A 24,997-nucleotide genomic window follows, 5' to 3' on the forward strand; every position below is an offset into this window, starting at 1 on the left:
GCACGGTCCCAGCGGGGTCAACGCCCATCGCCGTCGGCCGCAACACCCACCGGGTGCACGCGGCCGACGTGCTCGCATCGCTAACTGGGGCGACTCACCTCGTACGTGCCGTCGTCGTCGGTGAAGGTGATAGTGACCTGCTTGTCCTCCCCGTCGACGACGAGGGTGCAGGTAAAGCTGTTCCCCGTCTTCACTTCCTGTCCCGCCGGGCAATTGACATCCGAGACGTCGTCCACGCCGTACGACTCGGTGACGATTCGCTCGACGCCCTCCTCGGCTGCCTGTTGATCGAGGGTGTACGTGCGGAACACGGTGAGCGCAAGAGTCAGGGCCGCAGCCGCGACCACTATCAGTGCCGCGGCACCTGCCATGATCCAAGGAGGCATCGTCTTCTTCGGTGGCGGCGGACCCCACTGCTGGCCGGGACTGGGCCCCCACTGCTGGGGCGCACCCCACCCGGGTGGCTGTCCGGGCGGCTGTCCGGGCGGCTGGCCGTACTGAGGCGGACCCCACTGCTGTCCGGGGTACGGCGGCTGCCCCGGACCCGGCGGACCCCACTGCTGCGCGGGTGGCTGGTGACCGTGCTGGGGCCCCCAATACTGACCGCCGGTACCGTCAGGATCGCCCCCACCCGGCTGCTGCCCCTGAGCCCACTGCCCATTCGGGTCGTTCGGTCCGTAAGGGCCGCTCATGTCGCCTCCCACTCACGTGTCAAGTTTTGTACTACCGTAACGCCCGGCCGCGGGTTTCGGGCGATGGCACAAAGCTGCAGATCCAACCGAATCGGTCGGCTCACGCAACATCCACCGCGACGACACCGCGACGAATGACCGCAACCGCACGACCTGCGGCCTTGCTCACCTCGGGATCCGGTGAGGTCGAACGAACCTGCTCGAGCAGATCGATCACCTGCCTGCACCAGCGGACGAAATCGCCCGCAGACAGTGCGCGTCCCTGATCCCCTGCCGCGATCAGTGCTTCGACCAGCGAATTGCCGCTCGCCCATTGGAAGATGGAGGAAGCGAAACCGCTGTCCGGTTCCCTTGTCGGTGACAGCTTGTACCGGATCTCGTCGGCTCGCAGCTCTCGCCACACCCGCACGGTCTCGTCCAGCGCATGCCGCAGAGCCCCGGGGCCTTCGTTCTCGACTGAGTCTCCCTCTCGGCGAGATTCGAAGACCACCGAGGAGACCGCCGCGGCAAGCTCCGCGGGTCCGAGTCCCTTCCACACACCCTGCCGGAGGCATTCGGCAACCAAGAGGTCACTCTCACAATAGATTCGACTCAGCCGGGTACCGTGCTCCGTCGCTTCCGGGTGCTCACCGACAGAGATGTAGTCGCGCTCGGCCAGCAGCGACATGATGCGATCGAAGGTGCGCGCCAACGAGTTCGTGGTAGCGGCCACCTTCTGTCGCATCGTCTCGGTCTCGCGAGCGAGCCTGCTGTGACGCTCACCTATGCGGCCCAAATGCTCGCGGTCGGGCCAACTGTGGCAGGGATGCTGCCGAATGGCGCGGCGCAACCGGGCGATCTCGGCGTCGCCACCAGCGGCGGACTTCTTCCGTTTCCGCCGTCCGGGCGCGACGATTCCGGTGCTGCGCAACGCAGACGCCAAGTCTCGCCGCATCCGCGCCGTGTGATGATCGAAGCGCCGAGGCAACCGCATCGACCCCAAAGAACGTGCCGGCTCCGGAAAGTCGCCGGCCGAGACCCGGCCCGCCCATTTGGCCTCGGTCAGAATCAACGGCTTCGGGTCCGTCTCATCGCGGTCGGGTTCGAGTACGACGGCAAGACCTGAATGCCGGCCGACGGGGATCGCGATGACATCGCCGCGGCGGAGGGCCACGAGCGACGCGACGGCGGTGTTTCGACGTTCGGCCCGGCCCTGCCGCTCGAGCGACCTTTCCCGGCTCTTCAGTTCCTCCCGCAGCTGCACATATTCGAAGTACTCACCGTCCACCCCACCCAGCCGTTCCGCGAGCGTTGCAAGGGCAGCCTCGTTGCGTTCGATACCCCGGGTCAGCCCCACCACGGATCGGTCAGCCTGGAACTGCGCGAACGACCGCTCGAGCAGGGCACGCGATTCGGCGGCACCCATGCGGTCGACGAGGTTGATCGTCATGTTGTAACCGGGACGGAACGAACTGCGCAGCGGAAACGTCCTCGTCGAGGCGAGGCCTGCCACATCCACCGGCTCCACACCGGGTTGCCAGAGGACCACCGCGTGACCTTCGATGTCGATACCGCGGCGCCCTGCTCTTCCCGTCAGCTGGGTGTATTCCCCGGGTGTGAGCTCGGCGTGGGCCTCACCGTTGTACTTCACGAGTCGCTCGAGAACGACGGTGCGGGCAGGCATGTTGATGCCGAGTGCCAGCGTCTCGGTGGCGAATACGATCCGAACGAGACCCTTGACGAACAATTCCTCGACCGTTTGCCGAAATGCAGGCAACATTCCCGCGTGGTGGGCGGCGAGGCCCCGCTCGAGGGCCTTACGCCACTCCCAGTAGCCCAGGACCCTGAGATCGGCCTTCGGTAGCTCCGCCGTGTGTGCGTCGATGATCGTCCTGATCTCTTCGACCTCTTCCGGCGTGGTCAGGTCGAGCGGTGAACGCAGGCACTGCGTCAACGCGGCATCGCACCCCGCCCGGCTGAAGATGAAAGTAATGGCAGGGAGCAGTCCCTCGCCGTCGAGGCGGGCTACCATCTCGGGTCGCGGCAGCGGCCGGAAGCTGGAAAACCCCGATCCGCCACCGCGCCGCCCACGCCCCCGCGGCTCCCAGGAGTCGGCCCGATCCAGCGCCTGTCTCTGCTTGACGTGACGCACCAGATCCCGATCAACCGTCGGGCCGTTGTCCACATCCTCGCTTCCTGCATGCACGTCGAAGAGATCGAACAGCCGACGTCCGACCATGATGTGCTGCCACAGCGGGATCGGGCGGTTCTCGTCGACCACGACCGTGGTGTCGCCGCGCACGGTTTCCATCCACGCACCGAACTCTTCGGCGTTGCTGACCGTCGCCGACAAGCTGACGAGGCGAACGTCGTCGGGTAGGTGAAGGATCACTTCTTCCCACACTGCGCCGCGGAATCGATCCGCCAGGAAGTGCACCTCGTCCATGACGACATGGGACAACCCCCGCAATGTCTGCGAATCCGCATACAGCATGTTCCGCAGCACCTCGGTGGTCATGACCACTATCGGCGCTTCCGAGTTGATGCTCGAATCGCCGGTCAGCAACCCGACGGTGTCCTTGCCGTAGCGCCGCACCAAATCGGCGTACTTCTGGTTGCTCAGTGCCTTGATGGGCGTGGTGTAGAAGCACTTGCGTCCGGCCGCGAGCGCCAAGTGCACCGCGAATTCGCCGACCACGGTCTTTCCTGCACCGGTCGGGGCGCATACGAGGACACCGTGCCCACCCTCTAGTGCGCGGCAAGCGTGGATCTGAAAGCGGTCGAGCGCGAAGCCGAGCTCAGCCGAGAACACGTCGAGTTCGGTTCCACCGGCCTTCTCACCTGGATTCACTGCCACCCCGTCAGATTGTCACAGTGTGTCGGAGAAGTCCTGGCCCTGCTTGTTCACGTCGTTCACATCCGCGTCGGGGCTTGCTGTCACCGCATCGGACTTGCCGGCTCTACCCCAACGTCGAGACCGACCAGCCGGTTCGGGTACAGGGTTCGCTTTGGTGTCGAACGCTTCGCTCAAGTCCGACGGTGCGTCGATCGGCGACGATTCATCGTCGCTGAGGGTGCCCCATTCTTGGTTCGTGCGACGAGCCTTTCGTCGATCGTTGAGGCGCGCGACTTGCACGGCGCACTCGAACAGCAAGGTCAAGGCGAGCGCCAGCGCGAGCATCGAGAACGGGTCCTGCCCCGGGGTAACGATCGCGGCGAACACGAACAGCGCGAAGATCAGGCCACGGCGCCACGCCTTCAGCCTCTCGTAGGAAAGGACGCCGGCGAAATTCAGGGCGACGATCAAGAGCGGGATCTCGAAGCTGACACCGAAGATGATCAGCAGGTTGATGATGAACCCGAAGTACTCAGCACCCCCGAGTGCTGTGATCTGGACATTGTCACCGATCGTCAGCAAGAAGTGCAGGGCCTTGGAAACAACCACGTATGCCAGCACGGATCCGGCGATGAACAGCGCAGCGCCGGAGGCGACGAAACCAACGGCGTAGCGACGTTCGTTCGAACGTAGACCCGGGGTGACGAAAGCCCACAGCTGATACAGCCAGATCGGGCAGGCCAGGACGACACCGGCCGTCAGCGCAACCTTCAATCGGAGCATGAACTGCTCAAATGGCCCCGTCGCGAGCAATCGGCAGGTGCCGTCACTACTGAGTTCGGCCCGACTCGAGTCAGGAAGAGAACAGTACGGCCCGCGAAGCAACTCGCCGAGGCTCTCGATCCCCAGAATTTGATGGGAGTACCAGAGGAACCCCACCACCGTGGTGACCAGGACGGCCAGGACCGACCACAGCAATCGCGTACGCAGTTCGTAGAGGTGATCGACCAACGTCATCGTGCCGTCGGGGTTGGTCCTCCGCTTGCTGTTGCGCGGATCAAAGGGAATTCGCACTAATGTTTGCCCTAGTCTTGGTCAGCAATCAACCGGGGTGAAGATTCACCCCGGTCGTCAGGCGGCTCCGGCTAAGCCGACTTGGGTTCGTTGTGCTGTGACTGCACCGGTGCCGGCGGGGTGACCGGTGTGGTCGCGTTGTCCGCGGCGGGCAGTTCGGCCGGTGCACTCTGCTGCGGGGCAGAAGCACCCGGCTGCGCGGCGGGCGCCGGCTTGCTGTCGTCGTTCTGCATCTCCTTGACCTCGCTCTTGAAAATTCGGAGCGAGCGTCCGAGTCCACGAGCCGCGTCCGGCAGCCTCTTGGATCCGAAAAGAATGACGACGACGAGCGCAACGATGGCCCAGTGCCAGGGGCTTAAAGCTCCCATGTGTAACCTCCAAAACGTCAGGTCACCCGATCGTACCGGACATACCCGGCAACGAACATCCCCATGGAATGCTAGGTCTGCGGCCGTTTTGCCGCCGCCTGCTGTGCGCGGAGATCGGTGACCAGCGCTTCGCCGGTCCATCTGCGTTCGCCGCCGGCCTCAGCCTCTCGGATCAACGTGACAAGTCTCGCATTCACCGGCGCATCTTTGTCCGCCGCAGCAGCCAAACGTACGACCTCCCCGCTGATCCAATCCACCTCGGTCCGCCTGCCCGCCTCGAGGTCATCCCACATCGACGACCGTGCATGCGGGTCGATTGCCAGCATTCGGCCCCCCACCACCCTGAACAACCAGTCAGGAACGGTCAGTAGGCGGGGAATCCATCGCGGTGGCAGCGGCGTGAGCTTGGCGACCGCAATCCCGCCGGCGGTCAGCAGATCGAGTGCTTCCCGCTGAGCCATGGCGACAGCGCGTCGGAATGGACGCTGTGACAACTCCTCGCGCAGTGGCAGATCGGACAGGGCGTTGATCGGATTGTTCAGATTGAGCAAGAGCTTCGCCCACTGCACCGCACGGAAGTCGTCATGCTGCTGCAACGGCAATCCCGCACCCTCGAACGCGGGCGCGAATCCGTTTACGGCGTCATGACGCTCGATTTCCAGATCACCTTCGGACCCTTGATGAAAATGCCCGGGTCCACGGCGAACCACGTTGAACGGCACCATCGCCGCAAGAACAACGTGGTTCGGCAGCATCTTGCGTAGCGTGTCCGCGTTGTCCAGGCCGTTCTGGGCGCTCACCACGATGGCGCCCGGGCCGATAGCCGAGGCCAGCGCCGCGCCCACCTCGGCGGTGTCTGCCGACTTCACGGACACGATGACGAGATCGGCCGGAGCCGCCGAATCGAGGTCGGTAGCGAAGCTGACCGCGGAAGCATCCACGCTCACATCCGCACCATGCAGGTCCGTCAGGCGCAGCCCGTGATCCCGGATATCGGCCCCGATCCTCTCGCGGCCGATAAAGGTCACCTCGGCACCCGCCGCGGCGAGTCGCCCTCCGATGTAGCACCCGATGCTGCCCGCACCGAAGACGGTGATCCGCACCGGACGGCCATTCTCGCTCATGCGTCCACGCTGTCGTAGGCCGAAAGCGCCTCGACGGCTCGACGACGCACCTCTTCCTCGAGTTCCGGCGGCCCTAGCACGGTGATCCCCGCACCGAAGCCGAGTACCAGGCGTGCCATCCACTCGAGAGCCCCGTAACTCATGCTCGCCTCCATCGAGCCGTCCGCGCCGACCTCGATGTCGTCCATCGGGTAGGAGTCGAGCACCCACGCGCAATCTGCAGCGATATGCAATCGCGCCTGCGGAAGGGAGGTGTCACCGCTGAACAGCTCCAGGTTGGAATCAGGCTCGAGCGCCTGGGCCGGCGGGGCAGACGGCTCGTCCAGTTCGGTGGCGGCATAGATTCGGTCAAGGCGGAATAGACGGACACCTTCGGCCGATCGGCACCACGCCTGTAGATAGCTTCGATTCTCGACCAGAACGATTCCTACCGGATCGACGATGCGTTCGCTGACCCGGTCCCGAGACGCCGAGAAGTACGTCAACTGCAGCGCGCGCCCGTCGTTCAGCGCGGATCGAACGGAACCGGCGATCGGATCCTCGGCGACGCCCTCGTCCGTGTCCCGACCGACGGGACCCGACGCCCTCCCGCGCGCCGCGGTACCGGCGGCGTCCTCGATCTTCGCGATCGCGCTGTATGCCGCAGACGGGTCGACCATGCCGGGCATCTCCACCAGCGAACGCAGGGCAACGAGCAGCACAGTTGCCTCCGTGGACGTCAACCGCAGGGGACGATCGATACCCGCAGAGAACGTCACCTCGATGCTTTCCTCGGAGAACGAGAGGTCGATGAGGTCGCCGGGACCGTAGCCCGGCAAACCACACACCCACAGCTGATTGAGATCGGACATCAATTGGGCCGTGGACACTCCCAGTTCCGCAGCAGCATCGGCCGCGGATATCCCGGGGTTCGCGATGAAATACGGCACCAGATTGAGGAGCCGGGACAATCTCGTCGACAATTTGCTGGTCATGATTCTCGCTCCCCTGCCGCCTCGCGCAGCTTCGTCAGCACATCGTGGCGCAGTTCCGGAGGCTCGAGTACCAGCGCGTCGGTCCCGTGCCCCGCGATGAGGCGTGCGATCCACTCCCGCGAGCGGACGGGAACCTCCAGCACGCTGCCTGCTCTGTCATTCATTTCCTTCTCCGTCGCCTTCGTGCAAAATCGCCGCAGCTCATGGGCTCGGCCCTCGGCGACCCATACGGTGGCCGTGCCGCTGACCTCACTCGACCGGGTAGCTCGATCGACGATGTCACGAAGGTCGGCACCCGAGGGTTTCTTGACGATTCCGGACGGACCGAACTCGACGACGTCGTCGCCGATCCGGGACAACCGAAACGTTCGGACCGCGTCGCGGTCGAGATCGTGACCGACGAGATACCACCGACCGTGCGCTGTTACGACGCCCCAGGGTTCGACGGTGCGTTCGGTGAACGGCTCGTTCAATGCACCCCGATGGGGAAAGCGGACGGCACGGCCTGCATCGACCGCCGCGGTGAGCTTGCGCATCGCAGGCTCGGACCCCCGAGTGCGGGCGGGTATGGCGGTGATCGGCGTGACCGCCGAGTGGGAGTCCACCTGTACACCCGCAGCCCGCAATTTCAGAAGCGCACGCTGCGCCGCCGCCGCCAGCTCCGGCGACTCCCACAACTGGACCGCAACCGCAACCGCGGCGGACTCCTCCTGGCTGAGATCGACGTCGGGGAGCTCGTAGGCGGTGCGATTGATCCGATACCCCTCAATCGTCGAGAGTCGTGATTCTTGCCCGACCTCGAGCGGCACACCAAGATCCCGAAGTTCGTTCTTGTCACGCTCGAACATGCGACTGAACGCCTCGTCGCTAGCGGAGTTCTCGTACCCGGCGACGCTTTTCCGAATCTTTTCAGCGGTGAGGTACTGGTTGGTGGACAGCAAACAAATCACCAGGTTCGTCAAGCGCTCGATCTTTGATATCGACACGCCGGGAAGCCTAACGGGTGAACCTGCGGTTGACCGGCAAGCCTCACTACATCGAGGCAATCAGCCTCTCCACCCGCTCGTCGACCGACCGGAACGGGTCCTTGCACAGCACCGTCCGCTGGGCCTGGTCGTTGAGTTTGAGGTGCACCCAGTCGACGGTGAAGTCGCGTCCGGTCTCCTGAGCGGCGATGATGAACTCACCGCGCAGCTTCGCCCTCGTCGTCTGAGGCGGAGTATCGACCGCCGCATCGATCGTCTCGTCCTCGACGACCCGCTTCACGAGACCCTTGCGTTGCAGTAGGTCGAATACGCCCCGACCCCGCTTTATGTCGTGGTAAGCCAGATCCAGCTGTGCGATCTTCGGGTCGGCAAGCTCGAAACCGTGGCGGTCTTGGTAACGCTGGAAGAGCTTGCGCTTGATCACCCAGTCGATCTCCGTATCGACCTTCGCGAAGTCCTGGGACTCGACAGCGTCCAACATCCGACCCCAAAGGTCCACTACCTGGGTGATCTGCGGATCGGGGTCACGCTTCTGCAGGTGCTCCACCGCCCGCGCGTAGTACTCACGCTGAATGTCAAGCGCACTGGCTTGTCGGCCGCCTGCCAACCGCACCGGACGCCGCCCGGTGATGTCGTGGCTGACCTCGCGGATCGCGCGGATCGGATTGTCGAGGGCGAAGTCGCGGAACGACACCCCCGCCTCGATCATCTCGAGCACGAGTGCGGCGGTCCCCACCTTGAGCATCGTGGTGGATTCCGACATGTTCGAATCGCCGACGATGACGTGCAGCCGGCGGTACTTCTCCGCGTCGGCATGCGGTTCGTCACGGGTGTTGATGATCGGTCGCGACCGGGTCGTCGCAGATGAGACACCCTCCCAGATGTGCTCCGCGCGTTGCGACAGGCAATATGTGGCCGCCTTGGGCGTCTGCAGGACCTTGCCTGCGCCACAGATCAGTTGTCGGGTCACCAGGAACGGCAGCAGCACATCCGAGATTCTGGAGAACTCGCCCGCCCGAGCCACCAGAAAGTTCTCGTGGCAGCCGTAGGAGTTGCCCGCCGAATCGGTGTTGTTCTTGAACAGGTAGATGTCGCCGCCGATACCTTCCTCGGCAAGCCGTTGCTCCGCGTCGATCAGCAGTTCCTCGAGCACCCGTTCGCCCGCCCGGTCATGGTTGACCAGTTGGACGAGGTTGTCACACTCGGCCGTCGCATATTCGGGGTGCGAGCCCACATCCAGATAGAGGCGGGCACCGTTCCGGAGAAATACGTTGGAACTACGGCCCCAGGAAACCACCCGACGGAACAGATAGCGTGCAACCTCGTCCGGGCTCAGCCGCCTGTGACCGTGGAAGGTGCAGGTCACGCCGAACTCTGTCTCAATTCCCATGATTCGCCGCTGCACATCTCGACAGTACAACGCCGAACACCCACGGGAGATGGAAAACCGACGGCTACGCCAGATACATTCGCCAAGTTGGTGAACGCACAGCTATGCCGGGCGCATCGAATGGACGAGATGATGCTCGACCACCGTGGTGAGCGGCGCTCTCGGAGCACCCCGCCGAGCTCGATTCTTCGGTCGACGCGCCGACACCGGCCTCAGTCCTCGGTGTCGGTGGGCTTCGCCTCGGTTTCCGGCTTCGATTCCGCAGCGGGTTCCGGTTCGCTATGCGGTGCCTTGGGGAGCAGCTGCTCGAGTGCCGATCCGACGATCCGGCGGAACGCCCGGCGGGGCCGCGACTGATCGAGCACCGCCACCTCGAGACTGGTGACATCGACTTCCCGCTTCTCACCCTCCCCCGAACCACCTTCACGGAGGGCCGTGACCGCAACTCTGATGGCGTCCTCGAGGTCGAGGTCGGCACGATACGACTCACGCATAGCGGTAACGATCGGCTCGGTGGTGCCGCCCATCACGACGAAATGTTGTTCGTCGACGATGGATCCGTCGTACGTGATGCGGTACAGCTGAGGCGGCTTCGGGCTGCCGGCGCTCCCGACCTCGGCGACACAGATCTCGACCTCGTACGGCTTCGGCTGTTCGGTGAAAATCGTGCCTAGTGTCTGCGCATAGTTGTTGGCCAGCGATCGGCCCGTCACGTCACGACGATCGTACGAGTAGCCGCGCATGTCGGCGTGCACAATTCCCGCCCGCCGAAGATTCTCGAACTCGTTGTACTTTCCGACGGCCGCGAAACCGAGACGGTCATACAGTTCGCTGACCTTGTGCAAGGCCGTGGACGGGTTCTCCGCCACAAAGAGCACACCATCGTGGAACGTGAGCACCACGACGCTGCGTCCCCGGGCAATCCCCTTGCGCGCCAACTCCGAGCGGTCCCGCATGATCTGCTCGGCCGAGGCGTAGTACGGCATGGTCATCGCGCAGACCCCCCTTCTTCGCTGCGCTCGGATACGATGCGGCGAGCCAACTCGGACGTCGTCTCCGTCGGCACATGCACCGCGCCCGCCCGCGTGATGGTGACCGCGGTCGGATAGATACCCCGCGACAGATCGGGGCCACCGGTTGCCGAGTCGTCGTCGGCGGCGTCGTACAACGATTCCACGGCCGCCCGAAGGGCGGTTTCCTCGTCGCTGTCAGGCGCATACAACTTCTTCAACGCCGACTTCGCGAACAATGATCCCGAACCGACCGCATGGTATCCGGCGCGTTCCTCGTACCGCCCGCCGACCACGTCGTATGACACGATGCGACCGGCAGTTGCATCGTCGGCGGCGTCAAGGTCATATCCGACGAGCAGCGGTACCACTGCCAGACCCTGCATCGCAGCCCCGAGGTTGCCACGGACTATCGACGCGAGGCGATTGGCCTTGCCGTCGAAAGTCAGCGGAACACCCTCGATCTTTTCGTAGTGCTCGAGTTCGACGGCGAACAGCCTGACCAGTTCGATGGCGATACCCGCGGTACCGGCAATTCCGGCCGCGGAGTAGTCATCGGTGACGTAGACCTTTTCCACGTCCCGGCTGGCGATGAGGTTGCCCTGCGTCGCACGCCGGTCACCGGCAAGGACGACGCCACCCTTGTAGGTGAGCGCCACGATCGTCGTTCCGTGTGGAGCGAGATCACCGCTCCCCATCCCGTCACCACCCCGTGCCGTCGTCGAGTGTAAACGATGGCCGATCCTGTTCTCCGGCAGCATTTCTGGCGCGTGAAAACGCAGATACTCGGTGAACGAAGAAAGATTCGAGCCGAAACTGAGCCCTGCGCCACCGTCGCCGATCCGAAGTGCCGGCCGATCATCCGTCACTGGCCACCCTTTTGGACGTACGCCCGGACGAAGTCCTCGGCATTCTCCTCGAGCACGTCGTCGATCTCGTCGAGTAGGTCGTCGGTGTCATCTGCCAGCTTTTCACGACGCTCCTGACCAGCGGCTCCGTCACCGCCAGGGGTGTCGTCATCGTCGCCACCACCAGTGCGCTTGGTCTGCTCTTGCGCCATCGCCGACCTCCTTCTTCAAAGGGAGCTCATTCTTGCGAGCGTCCTGTCCCGCCAAGCGGTCTGACTAGCTGATCCGCTCGGACCTTCACCCTACCGAGCCGCGAGGCCGCGCGGGCGACGACGCGACGGCGAGTTCGATACGGATGTGTCCATATCCGGTCACCCGTTCAGTTCGTGAGCTTGTCGACTAGTTCTTTCGCCGTCTCCACGGACTCCAGCAGCTCTCCGACGTGCGCTTTGCTACCGCGCAGTGGCTCGAGGGTAGGGATGCGCACCAGCGAGTCACCGCCCAGGTCGAATATCACAGAGTCCCAGCTTGCGGCCGCGATATCGGCGCCGAACCTACGAAGGCACTCTCCGCGAAAGTAGGCCCGCGTATCGTCGGGCGGCGCGTTCACGGCGTCGAGAACCTGCTGTTCCGTGACAAGTCGTTCCATCGACCCACGAGATACCAGAAGATTGAACAGCCCCTTGTCGAGCCGAACATCGGAATACTGCAGGTCTATCAGGCCGAGTTTGGGTGCCGCCCAGCCCAAACCTTCCCGAGTGCGCACGCCCTCCAAGAGGCGAAGCTTCGCGGGCCAGTCCAGGAGATGAGCACATTCCATCGGATCGCGCTCTAGAAGGTCGAGCACCATCGCCCACTTCTCGAGGAGATCCTTCACACGCGGGTTGTCGCTACCTTCAGCCGAGGTGAATTTGTCCACCCGATCGAGGTAGATCCGCTGCAGGGCAAGCCCTGTCAACTCACGACCGTCCACGAGAGCGACCGTCGCGCGGAGTGTCGGATCGTGGCTGATGTGATGCACCGCCGTGACCGGACGTGCCAGTTGCAGATCCGAGAGGTCGACGCCGGCCTCGATGAGATCGAGCACCAACGCGGTCGTGCCTACCTTCAGATACGTTGACATTTCGGCGAGGTTCGCGTCGCCGATGATGACGTGGAGTCGCCGGTACTTGTCCGCATCCGCGTGGGGTTCATCTCGGGTATTGATGATCCCGCGCTTGAGTGTCGTCTCGAGCCCGACTTCGACCTCGATGTAGTCGGCGCGCTGAGACAGCTGAAATCCTGCCTCGTCGCCGGACTGACCGATCCCCACCCGGCCTGCCCCGCAGATCACCTGGCGCGATGCGAAGAACGGCGTCAGCCCGTTGATCACCGCGGAAAACGGGGTGGCCCGCGACATGAGGTAGTTCTCGTGGGTGCCGTAAGACGCACCCTTGCCGTCCACGTTGTTCTTGTAGAGCTGGAGCCGCGGCGCACCGGGGACACTCGACGCGTGCCGTGCCGCCGCCTCCATGACCCGCTCACCAGCCTTGTCCCAGATAACGGCATCGAGGGGATCGGTGACCTCTGGAGCCGAATACTCCGGGTGTGCGTGATCGACATACAGCCGCGCACCGTTGGTGAGGATCATGTTCGCCGCGCCGACCTCGTCAGCGTCGATGACCGGTGCCGGGCCGCTCAGCTTGCCCAAGTCGAAGCCGCGGGCATCGCGCAACGGCGACTCCACCTCATAGTCCCACCTCGTACGCCTGGCACGCGGGACACCGGCTGCCGCCGCATAGGCCAGCACCGCCTGAGTGGACGTCAAGATCGGATTGGCCGAAGGCTCGCTGGGTGAAGAGATTCCATACTCGACCTCGACGCCGATGATCCGCTGCATGCTGCGAGCCTATGTGATCACCCCCCGCTCCCAAGCACACTCCCCGATGCTCGAGTTTTCCCGCACGGCGTCTACGCGACCGCGCAATCGAGGTACCAGTCCGCGGAAATCGCCCCGAGCACGGTACGCACCCCACGTGGTGCCCAGGTGTGGGAGCGGTCTTCGACGATCTTCGGGTCGGTCAGCACGACGGTCTTGTGGCGTGTCTCGATGGTGCATCCGCCCTCCGCCATTACGTTTCGCACCCAGTCGCTGTTTGCGCCGTAGGTCAACGCAAACCGATAACGACCGTCTACATCGAACACGTTGACAGGGGTGCGATAGAGCGTGCCCGAGCGGCGGCCGCGGTGTTCGACGACGGCGAAACTGGGCAGATACTTGGCGGCGCGGCGTGCCACCCGATTGGTCGCGACACGGTTGAATCGGGCTAACGAACGCGGCAACGCCATGATCTCTCCCCTTCGGTGCCCGAACGGATCACCTGCACTCGACACTACCGATCCCGCGCGTGGCTCACGGTGCCAATCGCCTCAGGGGAGATCGCCGACTGCGGCGCGGCCTACGACGAACCAGCCAACGCAGCATCGGCTTTGCCGGATGGGCTGGCCCGTCGCGACCACAGTCGAGATGGACTACAGGTACTGACCTGTGTTGGATTCGGTGTCGATGGCGCGGCTCGCGCTCGCGTTCTTACCGGTGACCAACGTTCGGATGTACACGATCCGTTCCCCCTTCTTGCCCGAGATCCGTGCCCAGTCATCGGGGTTGGTCGTGTTCGGCAGGTCCTCGTTCTCCGAGAACTCGTCGACGATCGAATCGAACAGGTGCTGGACCCGCAGCCCTGGGGCACCCGTGTCGAGTACCGACTTGATCGCGTACTTCTTGGCGCGGTCGACGATGTTCTGGATCATCGCACCCGAGTTGAAGTCCTTGAAGTACAGGACCTCCTTGTCCCCGTTGGCATATGTGACCTCGAGGAAGCGGTTCTCCTCGCTCTCGGCGTACATGCGGTCCACAACACGTTCGATCATCGCCTGGATGCAGGCGGTGCGGTCGCCACCGAACTCCGCCAAATCGTCGGTGTGCACCGGAAGGGTCTCGACCAGGTACTTGGAGAAGATGTCTTGCGCCGATTCCGCGTCGGGGCGTTCGATCTTGATCTTCACATCCAGACGCCCGGGACGAAGGATCGCCGGATCGATCATGTCCTCACGGTTGGAGGCGCCGATCACGATGACGTTCTCCAGCCCCTCGACGCCGTCGATCTCGCTGAGCAACTGAGGCACGACCGTGGTCTCGACGTCAGAGGAGACGCCCGATCCGCGGGTGCGGAAGATCGAGTCCATTTCGTCGAAGAATACGATCACGGGCGTGCCCTCGGACGCCTTTTCTCTGGCCCGTTGGAAGATGAGCCGAATATGCCGTTCGGTCTCACCGACAAACTTGTTCAGCAACTCGGGGCCCTTGATATTGAGGAAGTAGGACTTGGCCTCCTTGCTGTCCTGCCCACGGGACTCCGCGATCTTCTTCGCCAGCGAGTTGGCGACCGCTTTGGCGATGAGCGTCTTGCCGCAGCCCGGCGGACCGTACAGCAGCACGCCTTTGGGTGGCCGGAGCTCATACTCGTGGAACAGCTCCTTGTGCAGGAACGGCAACTCGACAGCATCGCGGATCTGTTCGATCTGTCTGCCGAGTCCACCGATGTCGTCGTAGTGCACATCCGGGACCTCTTCGAGGACCAGATCCTCGACCTCGGCTTTAGGGATTCGTTCGAACGCGTACCCGGCCTTCGAATCAACCAGGAGTGAATCGCCCGGACGCAGCCTGCGGGTGAGCGAGTCCGCGTCGTACGGAACCATATCCTTCTCACTGTCGGCCACGACCGTCGTGAGGGGTTCGGCCAGCCAGACGATCCGTTCCTCGTCCGCGTGCCCGACCACGAGTGCCCGCCTGCCATCGTCGAGAACCTCGCGCAGCGTGCAAATCTCACCGACACGCTCGAAACTTCCGGCTTCCACGATGGTCAGTGCCTCGTTGAGACGCACTGTCTGGCCGAGGCTGAGGGTCTCGGCGTCGACGTTCGGCGAGCATGTCAGACGCATCTTGCGACCGGACGTGAACACATCAACCGTCTGGTCATCGTGCACGCCGAGTAGGACGCCGTAACCGCTCGGCGGCTGACCGAGACGATCGACTTCCTCCCGAAGCGCAACGAGCTGTTGACGAGCTTCTTTGAGGGTATCCATCAATTTGGTGTTCCGGATGGACAGCGAGTCCACTCGAGATTCCATCTCACGAAGCTGCTCCGGTGAATCCGCGAGCTGCCTGCGCAATGCTGACGCCTCCGCGCGTAACGCTTCGAGCTCTCGTGCAGCCGCAACCGGATCGGGGTTCTCTGTCGAGCTCATGTGCGTCTCCTCCCAATGAAGATCTATCAACGCTACCGGGACCGCCCGTGTTCTGCTCCGTGACACGGATTCTCTCGATTGCGAATTGGCATACAAGACAGCGGCCCGGCTGCTGAATCCAACATGTTGCCTTACTATCTGCTGCCGAATTCCTCTGTTCTGCATAACGACCGGGTTCGTCGTGATAATCCGCAACCTGGTCGTTGTTCAGCCCTTACCCGAGCGGCGCTTCGGCTTCAGGGTGGTTGTCCCCTCGGCCAGGCGCCGCGCACTCACCAGGAATGCGGTGTGCCCCTGCATTCGGTGCTCCGGACGCACCGCGAGACCGACGACATGCCAACCGCGCACGATCGACTCCCACGACCGCGGCTCGGTCCAGCATTCCTGCTCACGCAGGCTCTCGACGACCTTCGAGAGCTGCGTCACAGTCGCCACGTACACAATGAGGACGCCACCGGGAACCAGCGCCTTCGACACGGCAGACAGCGCATCCCACGGGGCCAGCATGTCGAGCACTACCCGGTCGACCCGACCACCCGCCGCTTCGACGTCGAACCCACTGACGTCGCCGATCGTCAGATCCCAGTTCTCCGGTCGTTCCCCGAAGAACGTTTCGACGTTCCGGACCGCGTGCTGGGCGTGGTCGTCCCGCAACTCGTACGAGATGACCCGGCCTTCAGGCCCCACGGCGCGCAGAAGCGAACACGTCAGCGCACCCGAACCCGCCCCGGCCTCCAGTACACGTGCACCGGGGAAGACATCCCCCTCATGGACGATCTGGGCGGCGTCCTTGGGATAGATGACCTGCGCGCCCCTAGGCATGGACAGGACGTAGTCGACGAGCAGCGGTCGCAGCGCGAGATACGGGGTGGAGTTCGTCGACTTGACCACACTGCCCTCGTCGATACCGATCAGATCGTCGTGGAGGATTGCACCGCGGTGCGTGTGGAATTCCTTGCCCGCCTCCAAGTTGACGGTGTAGCGCCTGCCCTTCGCATCCGTCAGCTGGACGCGATCACCTACCCGAAACGGCCCGCTCGGTCGCGACTCGCGTCCCACCATTGTCACCGACTCCTCAACCTCTTCGTCCCGGCACCGCTGCAGCGCCCACACAACAGCCACGTCTCGACTGTCGGACCTGGGACCTACCCTGCCAGGTGTGAGCATCTCAGAGTCCCCGGCCCCCGATACAGAGGGTTCCCCACTACAGGTCGACGAAATGCCGACCGGCCGTGGCCGTCCTGCTCTGTCGCCGTCCCGCGCCGGAGACTTCAAGCAGTGCCCGCTGCTCTACCGGTTCCGCGTCGTCGACCGGCTCCCCGAGGTTGCCACACAGGCGCAGGTGAAGGGCACCCTCGTGCACGCGGCGCTGGAAGCGCTGTTCGGGCTGCCTGCCGCCGAGCGGGTACCTCAGACTGCCGTCGATCTGGTACGGCCGTCGTGGGAACAGATGCTGGCGAGCTCACCCGAGCTCGCCGATCTGGTGCCCGATGACGAACGCGAAGCATTCCTCGACCACGCATCCTCCCTGGTCACAGCCTATTACCGACTGGAAGACCCGACACGATTCGATGCGGAATCACGCGAGCTGCGGGTCGAGGCCGAACTCGACGACGGTGTACCGCTCCGCGGGTTCGTCGACCGAATCGACGTCGCCCCCACCGGAGAGGTTCGGGTGGTCGACTACAAGACGGGGCACGCCCCGCAGGAATTTTCCGAGTCCAAGGTCCTGTTCCAGATGAAGTTCTACGCACTGGCACTGCTTCGCACCCGGGCTATCGTTCCAACACAGCTCCGTCTGCTGTATCTCGGTTCCGAGACGGTCCTGACCTACGTGCCCACCGAGGACGAGTTGCGACGGTTCGAACGCACGTTGTCCGCGATCTGGAAAGCAATCCTGACGGCAGGCGAAACTGGCGATTTCCAGCCCAAGCCGAGTCGGCTCTGCGACTGGTGTGACCACAAGTCCCGATGCCCTTCATTCGGCGGAACACCGCCTCCCTACCCGGGGTGGCCTGGGGACCTGCCGCAGACCTTGCCGAAATTCGTGGAGATTGCCGAATGAGGTCCGAGTCCTGAAACCTGCTCCATGACGGTACCCTCCCGGGCTGGCCTTACCGGGCGCTCGACCCGCCGGCGCGGAGCACGCGCAATACGGGGTGCCGAATGTCGCGGATCAGAGAGCTCGGCAGGATCGGATGTTCGAGGCGAGGATCGCCTTGGCGCCGATGCTTGCGAGTTCGTCCATGAGGCGGTTGTGACCATCGATCGGCACCATAGCCCTGACGGCGACCCAGTTCTCGTCGGCGAGCGGCGACAGGGTCGGCGACTCCAGGCCTGGGGTGATCTTCAACGCGGCATCGAGGATGGCCTTGGGGCAGTCGTAATCGAGCATCAGGTTCTGCTGCGCGAACACGATGCCGCGCACGCGTTCGATCAGCTGGTTTCGCGCAGGGTCGTCCGTCGACGAGTGGGCACGCTCGATGAGTACGCCTTCGGAGTCGCAGAGGGAATCACCGAATGCGACCAGGTTGTGTTGGCGAAGAGTACGACCGGAACCGACGACGTCGGCGATGACGTCGGCGACACCGAGTTGGATCGAGATCTCCACGGCCCCATCGAGGCGGATGACCGAGGCCTCGATGCCGCGGGCGGTGAGGTCGTTGCGCACCAGGTTGGGGTAGGACGTGGCGATGCGAAGCCCTGCGAGATCCTCGAAAGTCCAGTCCTTGCCCGCCGGTGCGGCGTACCGGAATGTCGAGCGCCCGAAGCCCAGTTGCAGACGCTCGGAGACGGGAGCGCCCGAGTCACGGGCGAGGTCGCGGCCGGTGATCCCGAGATCGAGTTCACCGGAACCGACGTAGATCGCAATATCCTTGGGACGGAGGAAGAAGAACTCCACCCCATTGGGCCGATCCAGAACGGTCAGGTCGCGGGAGTCGGTGCGACGACGGTAGCCGGCCTCGCTGAGGATTTCGGCGGCGGACTCGGACAGCGAGCCCTTGTTCGGGACTGCGACGCGCAGCATGACAGGGGTTCCTTTCGGGAGCGGGTGAGATTGTTTCGATCACCGATCACAAATGCCGGTAGACGTCCTCGAGCTTCAGGCCCCTACCAACCATCAGCACCTGCGTCCAGTACAGCAACTGGGAGATCTCCTCGGCCAACGCCTCGTCACTCTCGTGCTCGGCGGCGATCCAAACCTCACCCGCCTCTTCGAGGATCTTCTTTCCCTGCGAATGGACACCGGCGTCCAATGCTGCGACGGTACCCGACCCTACTGGGCGGGTGGCAGCACGCTCGGTCAGCTCGGTGAACAGGGATTCGAAGGTCTTCACGGGTACCCATTGTTTCACGTCCTCCTGCTTCCCACCCCCGCGGCTAGGTGGGAAGGGGTCACCACTGCAGTGCGCGGCGACTCTCGAATCGACGAACCTCGCCCGAGTGCGGATCGGTGAACTCGACCGCCCGCGCGAGCAGTCGCAGTGGGGTGGAGAAGTCGTCGGGCTCTCGGCGACGAAAGTCGGGATAGTAGTTGTCGCCCAAGATCGGCAGGCCGAGCGACGACATATGCAGTCGCAGTTGATGCGTTCGGCCAGTTCTCGGCCGCAGTCGGTATCGGGCGTGTAGGCCGCGGGTCTCGACTAGATCGATGAGGGTCTCGCTGTTCGGCTCCCCTGGCTCTTCGGTGGCAGTCATGACGCCGTGTTCCTTGACGATCCGACTGCTTACGGTTCGTGGGAACTCGATCGCGGGGTCGTGCGCGGCGATTGCTTCGTATTCCTTGGCGACCTTCTGCGAGACGAACAATTCCTGATACGGCCGACGATCCTCACGACGGATGAGGAACATGAGAACACCGGCCGTCATGCGGTCGAGGCGGTGCGCGGGGGTCAGGTCTGGCAGGTCCAACTCCCGCCGGAGTCGCACGACCGCTGTTTCGGTGATGTGAGCGCCGCGCGGAATGGTGGCGAGGAAGTGAGGCTTGTCGATGACGACGAGACGGTCGTCGCGGTGGAGAATCTCGATGTCGAACGGCACCCGAGTCTCCGGCGGTGGCTCGCGGTAGAAGTAGACGAACCGCGTCGGGGCATACCTTGTCTCACGGTTCACAACGCGCCCGTGCTCGTCGACGACGCCCCCGCCATCGATGAGCGAGAGCCAGTGAGCGCTGTTGTCGGGATGAGCCTGCATCAAGAACTCGGCGACGGTTCTCACCTCGACCCCTGCCGGCATCCGGATCCGGTCGGGCCCGAGGCCGTCACGGACCGGTAGCGGTGCCCCGGCCACCTCAGTGGGTCCGCTTCGCGGCCGCGCAGCCGTCGCAGATCAGTGCCAGTTGCCGCCCCTGGTTCTCAGGCAGGTTCTCATACCGGGATGTTGGGCCGTTGCACTTGGTGCATCGGCCCAAAGTCTTTGCTTGGTCGGTGAATTCGATGCTCATTCGCCTGTCGAAGACGTAGAGCGATCCTTCCCACAGACCGGCGTCACCGAACTCCTCGCCGTACCGGATGATTCCGCCGTCGAGTTGATAGACCTCACCGAACCCACGTGACAACATCAGGGACGACAAGACCTCACAGCGCACTCCCCCGGTGCAATACGTCACAACCGCCTTGCCCTTCAGGTGGTCGTACTTGCCGCTGTCCAGTTCCTGCACGAAATCTCGTGTGGTCGAAACGTCTGGGACAACGGCGTTCCGGAACCGCCCGATCTGTGCCTCGAACGCGTTGCGGCCGTCGAAGAAGACGACATCCTCACCCCGCCCCTCGACCAACCGGTGCAGGTCGCCGGGCGCTAGATGCATCCCGCCCCCTATTACCCCATTCGCATCCACCCTCAACTCATCCGGTGCCCCGAACGTCACGATCTCCGGCCGCACCTTCACACTCAGCCGCGGAAAGTCGTCCCCGAGTCCGTCGGACCATTTGATGTCGGCATTCTTGAACGGCGCATAGCTTCGTGTGCCTTTGACGTACCGCTTGACGTCATGGATATCACCGCCGACCGTGGCGTTGATGCCGTGCTTGGAGACGAGGATACGGCCGGTCAGATTGTGCGCCTCCGCGAGCGTGTACTGCCACAGCCGTATCGCCTCCGGATCGAGAAGTGGAGTGAACGCATAGAACAGCACAATTTTCGGAACAGCCACGGGAATCGAGGATACTCAGCGCCGTACCACGGTCGGTTGCACCCAAAGCTCCGACAATTCCAGCGCGGACAGACCTTCGAGGCTGTCCCGGAATACCCGGCCTGGAGCAACCGGGACCTCGACCTCGCACGGAACCACCAGAACGATGCACCCTGCGGCCTCCGCGGACGCGACACCGGTGGGTGAATCCTCGATCGCAAGGCACTCGGACGGACTCAGTCCCAGCAACTCGGCGCCGCGCAGATACGGGTCGGGGTGTGGTTTACCTGCCGGAACCTCGTCACCACACACCGAGTAGTCGAAGTGCTCGCGACCGATGGTGTCGAGTGCCCGATCGGTGAGCCGACGCCCCGTATTGGTCACCAGCGCCGACTTGAGCCCGCTTGCTCGGATAGCCCGCAACGCTTCCCGCGCACCGGGTCGCCACGGAATCCCGCCACGGAAGCGTTCTTCGACCCGGCTGAGCATCCACTCCCTGGCCTCGGACAAGGCGTACGGATCATGGTCGAGACCGAGGGAGTCGAAGATCACACCGAGAGTCTTGGCGCTCGACGAGCCGATCGTCTTTCGACGCGTCTCCTCGGTCATGGGCCCACCGAGATGCAGCGACAATTCTCGCACCACCACGTCCCAGATCTTCTCCGAGTCGAGCAGTGTTCCGTCCATGTCCCACAGGACGCCCTTCGGACCCTCCGGTGCATCAGACATTGAAGTAGTTCGCCTCCGGGTGGTGCAGCACGAACGCGTCTGTGGACTGCTCGGGATGCAACTGCAGTTCCTCGGACAGTTTCACTCCAATTCGTTCGGATTCGAGCAACGCCACCAACTTCGCGCGGTCCTCGAGATTCGGGCAGGCACCGTACCCGAAGGAGAGTCGGGCACCGCGGTATTCGAGATCGAAGAACCCGGAAACCTCGGACGGATCCTGCTCTGCCACATTGTGACCCCCCGGCAGCACGAGTTCTTCGCGTACACGCCGATGCCAATACTCGGCCAGGGACTCCGTCAACTGCACACCGATACCGTGCACCTCGAGGTAGTCACGGTAGGAATTGGCGGCAAACAGCTCGTTCGCGAAGTCGGCGATCGGCTGTCCCATGGTTACCAACTGCATCGGGAGCACGTCGACCTGGCCAGTCTCCTTCGCCTGAGCGTGCGAGCGGATGAAGTCCGCGACACAGAGGAAGCGATCACGCCGCTGACGCGGAAAAGTGAACCGGAAGCGTTCCTTCGCATCTGGGTTCGGGTCGGTGAGGACTACAACGTCATCACCCTCCGATACCGCCGGAAAGTACCCGTACACCACAGCGGCGTGGGCGAGGATTCCCTCGGTGCTCAAACGGTCCAGCCAGTACCGCAAACGGGGACGGCCCTCGGTCTCCACAAGTTCCTCGTACGTTGGACCATCCCCGGCCCGCTGGCCACGCAAACCCCACTGCCCGAGGAACAGGGCTCGTTCATCGAGCAGCCCGGAATAGTCCGACAGCGTCAGGCCTTTGATGATCCGGTTGCCCCAGAACGGTGGGGATGGAACCGCGATATCGGTGGCGACGTCGGAGCGCTCCGGCACCACGATCGGAGACTCGGAAGCCTTGCGCTTCTCGGCAATCCGCTTGGATCGTTCATGGCGGGCCTTGCGTTCGGCCGCCTTCTCGCGTGCGGCGATTGCTTCGGGGCTGTCCGGGGGCGGGCCATCTCCGCGTTTGACAGCCATGATCTCGTCCATCCGACGTAGGCCCTCGAAAGCATCGCGCGCGTAGCTGACATCTCCGTCGTAGACCTCGGCCAAATCGTTCTCTACGTAGGATCGCGTCAGCGCGGCACCACCGAGGAGCACAGGGAACTTTTCCGCCACGCCTTTGGCGTTGAGTTCCTCCAGGTTGTCCTTCATCACAACCGTCGACTTGACGAGCAACCCCGACATTCCGATTACGTCGGCCTTCCGCTCGACCGCAGCGTCGAGGATGCTGGCAATCGGCTGTTTGATGCCCAGGTTCACCACGTCGTACCCGTTATTGCTCAGGATGATGTCGACGAGGTTCTTGCCGATGTCGTGCACGTCACCTTTGACGGTGGCAATGACGATGCGCCCCTTACCGTTCTCACCCGTCGCCTCCATGTGCGGTTCGAGGTACGCCACTGCCGCCTTCATCACCTCGGCGGACTGCAGTACGAACGGAAGCTGCATCTGGCCGGACCCGAAGAGTTCGCCGACGGTCTTCATGCCGGACAGCAGCGTCTCGTTGATGATCGCGAGCGGCGGCTTCTCGATCATGGCAGCCGTCAGATCGTCGTCGAGTCCGTTGCGTTCGCCGTCGACGATGCGGCGTTCCAGCCGCTCGAACAACGGAAGCGCGGCAAGTTCCTGGGCGCGAGATTCGCGTGCAGAGGCAGCCGAAACCCCCTCGAACAACTCCATCAGCTTCTGCAGCGGGTCGTACCCCTCGCGCCGGCGGTCGTACACCAGATCCAGTGCCGCCTCCCGCTGCTCGTCCGGAATACGCGCCATCGGAATGATCTTCGACGCGTGCACAATTGCTGTGTCCAGGCCGACTTCAGTGCACTCGTGGAGGAACACCGAGTTCAAGACCTGCCGGGCGGCGGGGTTGAGTCCGAACGAGATGTTGGACACGCCGAGCGTGAAGTGCACGCAGGGATGCCGCTTGTGGAGCTCGCGGATCGCCTCGATGGTTTCGATTCCGTCCCGACGCACCTCCTCCTGACCGGTGGAAATCGGAAACGTCAACGCGTCGATGATGATGTCGGACTCGTCGAGACCCCAATTGGTAGTGATGTCCTCGAGGAGTCGCTCGGCAATGGCGACCTTCTTCTCTGCGGTACGGGCCTGCCCCTCCTCGTCGATGGTCAGGGCGACGACGGCCGCACCGTGTTCCTTCACCAGACGCATGATTCTCTGGAACCGCGAGTCGGGTCCGTCACCGTCCTCGTAGTTGACGGAGTTCACAGCGCACCGGCCGCCGAGGTGTTCGAGCCCCGCCTGCAGAACCTTCGGCTCGGTGGAGTCGAGCATGATCGGTAGCGTCGACGCGGTCGCGAAACGACTCGCAAGGGCAGCCATGTCCACCGCCCCATCACGGCCGACATAGTCGACGTTGAGATCGAGCATGTGGGCGCCGTCACGTGTCTGGTCTTTCGCGATGTCGAGGCACTTCTGGTAATCCTCGGCGATCATCGCCTCGCGAAATGCCTTGGACCCGTTGGAGTTCGTACGTTCACCGATCATCAGGATGCTGGCATCCTGCTTGAACGGCACAGCCGTGTAGAGCGAGGAAGTGCCCGGATCGTGCACTGCGGAGCGCTCTGCCTTCTCGACGAGGCGGACTGCCTCAGACACCTGCCGAATGTGCTCGGGGGTGGTACCGCAGCATCCACCGACCAGGCCGAGACCGAACTCGGCCACGAAATTGCTGAGCGCCTCGGCGAGTTCCTCTGCCGTGAGCGGATACTCGGCACCGTTCGGTCCGAGTTGCGGCAGTCCTGCGTTGGGCATGACCGATACCGGGAGCGAGGCGTACTTGGACAGGTAGCGCAGATGCTCGCTCATCTCGGCAGGACCCGTCGCGCAGTTCAAGCCGATCATGTCGATGCCAAGCGGCTCGAGCGCCGTCAGAGCGGCACCGATCTCACTGCCCAGCAGCATTGTGCCAGTGGTCTCGACCGTGACGTGAGTAATGATCGGCAGCCTCGACCCCAGAGTCTCCATCGCCCGTTGGCTACCCAGAATGGCGGCCTTCGCCTGGAGCAGATCCTGGCACGTCTCAATGAGGATGGCATCGGCTCCCCCGTCGATCATGCCCATGGCGGCCTCGCTGTACGCGTCCCGCAGGCTGGTGAACGGCGCATGCCCGAGTGTCGGCAGCTTGGTTCCAGGCCCCATCGAACCGAGGACGAAGCGTGCCATGCCGTCGCGGCCCGGCCCCATCTCGTCTGCCACCTCACGCGCTAGCCGGGTACCCTTCTCGGCCAACTCGCGGATGCGATCCGCGATTTCATAATCGCCGAGGTTGGGCAGGTTGCAGCCGAAGGTGTTGGTCTCGACCGCGTCAGCCCCGGCCTCGAAGTAGGCGCGGTGGATGTCTTTCAATACGTCGGGGCGGGTGTCGTTGAGGATCTCGTTACATCCCTCGAGTCCGAGGAAGTCGTCGAGCGTAAGATCTACGGCCTGCAACATGGTGCCCATGGCTCCGTCGCCGATGACAACGCGCTGTTTCAACGCATCGAGCAAGCCAGAGTGAAATGGTGCAGACATGCCGTCC

At 63.6% G+C, this 24,997-nt stretch carries 22 protein-coding genes; 1 reads left to right on the forward strand and 21 read right to left on the reverse strand.

The features are described from left to right. Window positions 1–80: 80 nt before the first annotated feature. The 15 genes from AB0I57_RS08915 to AB0I57_RS08985 all read right to left on the reverse strand — a co-directional run bounded on the left by AB0I57_RS08915 (window position 81) and on the right by AB0I57_RS08985 (window position 16,630). Window positions 81–692, reverse strand: a complete 612-nt coding sequence (locus tag AB0I57_RS08915) for a DUF4333 domain-containing protein (RefSeq protein WP_358332735.1) — start codon at window positions 690–692, stop codon at window positions 81–83. Window positions 693–792: 100 nt separating this feature from the next. After that, window positions 793–3,528, reverse strand: a complete 2,736-nt coding sequence (locus tag AB0I57_RS08920) for an RNA helicase (RefSeq protein ID WP_358332738.1) — start codon at window positions 3,526–3,528, stop codon at window positions 793–795. A 12-nt stretch (window positions 3,529–3,540) separates the two neighbouring features. Continuing rightward, window positions 3,541–4,581 carry a twin-arginine translocase subunit TatC gene (gene tatC / locus AB0I57_RS08925; protein WP_358332741.1) on the reverse strand — a complete coding sequence of 347 codons (1,041 nt, stop codon included), beginning with the start codon at window positions 4,579–4,581 and terminating at the stop codon, window positions 3,541–3,543. A gap of 71 nt (window positions 4,582–4,652) precedes the next feature. Then, entirely contained in the window at window positions 4,653–4,949 is a 297-nt protein-coding gene (tatA, locus tag AB0I57_RS08930) for a Sec-independent protein translocase subunit TatA (protein ID WP_358332744.1), read from the reverse strand. A 71-nt stretch (window positions 4,950–5,020) separates the two neighbouring features. Then, complete coding sequence (locus AB0I57_RS08935) at window positions 5,021–6,073, reverse strand: 2-dehydropantoate 2-reductase (RefSeq protein ID WP_358332747.1); 1,053 nt, start codon at window positions 6,071–6,073, stop codon at window positions 5,021–5,023. Further along, window positions 6,070–7,047, reverse strand: a complete 978-nt coding sequence (locus AB0I57_RS08940) for a YafY family protein (RefSeq protein ID WP_358332750.1) — start codon at window positions 7,045–7,047, stop codon at window positions 6,070–6,072. Before AB0I57_RS08940 ends, AB0I57_RS08935 begins: the two co-directional genes overlap by 4 nt. Next, window positions 7,044–8,033, reverse strand: a complete 990-nt coding sequence (locus tag AB0I57_RS08945) for a YafY family protein (RefSeq protein WP_358332752.1) — start codon at window positions 8,031–8,033, stop codon at window positions 7,044–7,046. Before AB0I57_RS08945 ends, AB0I57_RS08940 begins: the two co-directional genes overlap by 4 nt. Window positions 8,034–8,079: 46 nt before the next feature. After that, window positions 8,080–9,438, reverse strand: a complete 1,359-nt coding sequence (gene pafA / locus AB0I57_RS08950; RefSeq protein ID WP_358332755.1) for a Pup--protein ligase — start codon at window positions 9,436–9,438, stop codon at window positions 8,080–8,082. A gap of 197 nt (window positions 9,439–9,635) precedes the next feature. After that, window positions 9,636–10,415 carry a proteasome subunit alpha gene (gene prcA / locus AB0I57_RS08955; RefSeq protein ID WP_358332758.1) on the reverse strand — a complete coding sequence of 260 codons (780 nt, stop codon included), beginning with the start codon at window positions 10,413–10,415 and terminating at the stop codon, window positions 9,636–9,638. Next, window positions 10,412–11,302: a proteasome subunit beta gene (gene prcB / locus AB0I57_RS08960; protein ID WP_358332761.1), complete on the reverse strand. Its 891-nt coding sequence runs from the start codon at window positions 11,300–11,302 to the stop codon at window positions 10,412–10,414. Before prcB ends, prcA begins: the two co-directional genes overlap by 4 nt. Further along, window positions 11,299–11,493, reverse strand: coding sequence for a ubiquitin-like protein Pup (locus AB0I57_RS08965; RefSeq protein WP_358332764.1), 195 nt, complete (start codon window positions 11,491–11,493; stop codon window positions 11,299–11,301). The genes prcB and AB0I57_RS08965 overlap by 4 nt, the downstream gene beginning before the upstream one ends. Before the next feature lie 167 nt (window positions 11,494–11,660). After that, entirely contained in the window at window positions 11,661–13,160 is a 1,500-nt protein-coding gene (dop, locus tag AB0I57_RS08970; RefSeq protein WP_358332767.1) for a depupylase/deamidase Dop, read from the reverse strand. A 71-nt stretch (window positions 13,161–13,231) separates the two neighbouring features. Beyond that, window positions 13,232–13,609 carry a nitroreductase family deazaflavin-dependent oxidoreductase gene (locus AB0I57_RS08975; RefSeq protein WP_358332770.1) on the reverse strand — a complete coding sequence of 126 codons (378 nt, stop codon included), beginning with the start codon at window positions 13,607–13,609 and terminating at the stop codon, window positions 13,232–13,234. Between the two features lie 183 nt (window positions 13,610–13,792). Beyond that, window positions 13,793–15,568, reverse strand: a complete 1,776-nt coding sequence (arc, locus tag AB0I57_RS08980; RefSeq protein WP_358332773.1) for a proteasome ATPase — start codon at window positions 15,566–15,568, stop codon at window positions 13,793–13,795. Between the two features lie 207 nt (window positions 15,569–15,775). Beyond that, the gene (locus tag AB0I57_RS08985) at window positions 15,776–16,630 is read right to left on the reverse strand and encodes a tRNA (adenine-N1)-methyltransferase (RefSeq protein WP_358333312.1); all 855 of its coding nucleotides are present in this window, start codon (window positions 16,628–16,630) and stop codon (window positions 15,776–15,778) included. A gap of 97 nt (window positions 16,631–16,727) precedes the next feature. Here AB0I57_RS08985 and AB0I57_RS08990 point away from each other — a divergent pair, with 97 nt between their 5' ends. Further along, window positions 16,728–17,633 carry a RecB family exonuclease gene (locus tag AB0I57_RS08990; protein WP_358332776.1) on the forward strand — a complete coding sequence of 302 codons (906 nt, stop codon included), beginning with the start codon at window positions 16,728–16,730 and terminating at the stop codon, window positions 17,631–17,633. Between the two features lie 111 nt (window positions 17,634–17,744). Here AB0I57_RS08990 and hisG read toward each other — a convergent pair whose 3' ends face one another. Genes hisG through metH form a run of 6 tightly spaced genes read right to left on the reverse strand, consistent with a single transcriptional unit; the run spans window position 17,745 to window position 24,990 of the window. Beyond that, window positions 17,745–18,596, reverse strand: a complete 852-nt coding sequence (gene hisG / locus AB0I57_RS08995; RefSeq protein WP_358332778.1) for an ATP phosphoribosyltransferase — start codon at window positions 18,594–18,596, stop codon at window positions 17,745–17,747. Window positions 18,597–18,642: 46 nt separating this feature from the next. Then, entirely contained in the window at window positions 18,643–18,924 is a 282-nt protein-coding gene (locus tag AB0I57_RS09000; protein WP_358332780.1) for a phosphoribosyl-ATP diphosphatase, read from the reverse strand. A 40-nt stretch (window positions 18,925–18,964) separates the two neighbouring features. After that, window positions 18,965–19,858 carry a pseudouridine synthase gene (locus AB0I57_RS09005; RefSeq protein WP_358332782.1) on the reverse strand — a complete coding sequence of 298 codons (894 nt, stop codon included), beginning with the start codon at window positions 19,856–19,858 and terminating at the stop codon, window positions 18,965–18,967. A 1-nt stretch (window position 19,859) separates the two neighbouring features. Beyond that, a complete protein-coding gene (locus tag AB0I57_RS09010) occupies window positions 19,860–20,720 on the reverse strand; it encodes a rhodanese-related sulfurtransferase (protein WP_358332785.1) in 861 nt (286 codons plus the stop codon). A gap of 15 nt (window positions 20,721–20,735) precedes the next feature. Beyond that, entirely contained in the window at window positions 20,736–21,428 is a 693-nt protein-coding gene (locus AB0I57_RS09015) for an HAD family phosphatase (protein WP_358332788.1), read from the reverse strand. Further along, complete coding sequence (gene metH, locus AB0I57_RS09020; protein ID WP_358332791.1) at window positions 21,421–24,990, reverse strand: methionine synthase; 3,570 nt, start codon at window positions 24,988–24,990, stop codon at window positions 21,421–21,423. Before metH ends, AB0I57_RS09015 begins: the two co-directional genes overlap by 8 nt. Between the last annotated feature and the right edge of the window lie 7 nt (window positions 24,991–24,997).

The organism is Rhodococcus sp. NPDC049939, from assembly GCF_040656415.1.
Classification (GTDB): Bacteria; Actinomycetota; Actinomycetes; order Mycobacteriales; family Mycobacteriaceae; genus Rhodococcus_F.

Bases quoted from the DNA above. Each gene is read 5' to 3' on its own strand.
- AB0I57_RS08915 (WP_358332735.1), bottom strand. From the start codon at position 692: ATGAGCGGCCCTTACGGACCGAACGACCCGAATGGGCAGTGGGCTCAG.
- hisG (WP_358332778.1), bottom strand. From the start codon at position 18,596: ATGCTGCGCGTCGCAGTCCCGAACAAGGGCTCGCTGTCCGAGTCCGCC.
- AB0I57_RS08940 (WP_358332750.1), bottom strand. From the start codon at position 7,047: ATGACCAGCAAATTGTCGACGAGATTGTCCCGGCTCCTCAATCTGGTG.
- dop (WP_358332767.1), bottom strand. From the start codon at position 13,160: ATGCAGCGGATCATCGGCGTCGAGGTCGAGTATGGAATCTCTTCACCC.
- arc (WP_358332773.1), bottom strand. From the start codon at position 15,568: ATGAGCTCGACAGAGAACCCCGATCCGGTTGCGGCTGCACGAGAGCTC.
- AB0I57_RS08985 (WP_358333312.1), bottom strand. From the start codon at position 16,630: ATGGTGGGACGCGAGTCGCGACCGAGCGGGCCGTTTCGGGTAGGTGAT.
- tatA (WP_358332744.1), bottom strand. From the start codon at position 4,949: ATGGGAGCTTTAAGCCCCTGGCACTGGGCCATCGTTGCGCTCGTCGTC.
- AB0I57_RS08935 (WP_358332747.1), bottom strand. From the start codon at position 6,073: ATGAGCGAGAATGGCCGTCCGGTGCGGATCACCGTCTTCGGTGCGGGC.
- AB0I57_RS09015 (WP_358332788.1), bottom strand. From the start codon at position 21,428: ATGTCTGATGCACCGGAGGGTCCGAAGGGCGTCCTGTGGGACATGGAC.
- prcA (WP_358332758.1), bottom strand. From the start codon at position 10,415: ATGACCATGCCGTACTACGCCTCGGCCGAGCAGATCATGCGGGACCGC.
- AB0I57_RS08965 (WP_358332764.1), bottom strand. From the start codon at position 11,493: ATGGCGCAAGAGCAGACCAAGCGCACTGGTGGTGGCGACGATGACGAC.
- metH (WP_358332791.1), bottom strand. From the start codon at position 24,990: ATGTCTGCACCATTTCACTCTGGCTTGCTCGATGCGTTGAAACAGCGC.
- AB0I57_RS08975 (WP_358332770.1), bottom strand. From the start codon at position 13,609: ATGGCGTTGCCGCGTTCGTTAGCCCGATTCAACCGTGTCGCGACCAAT.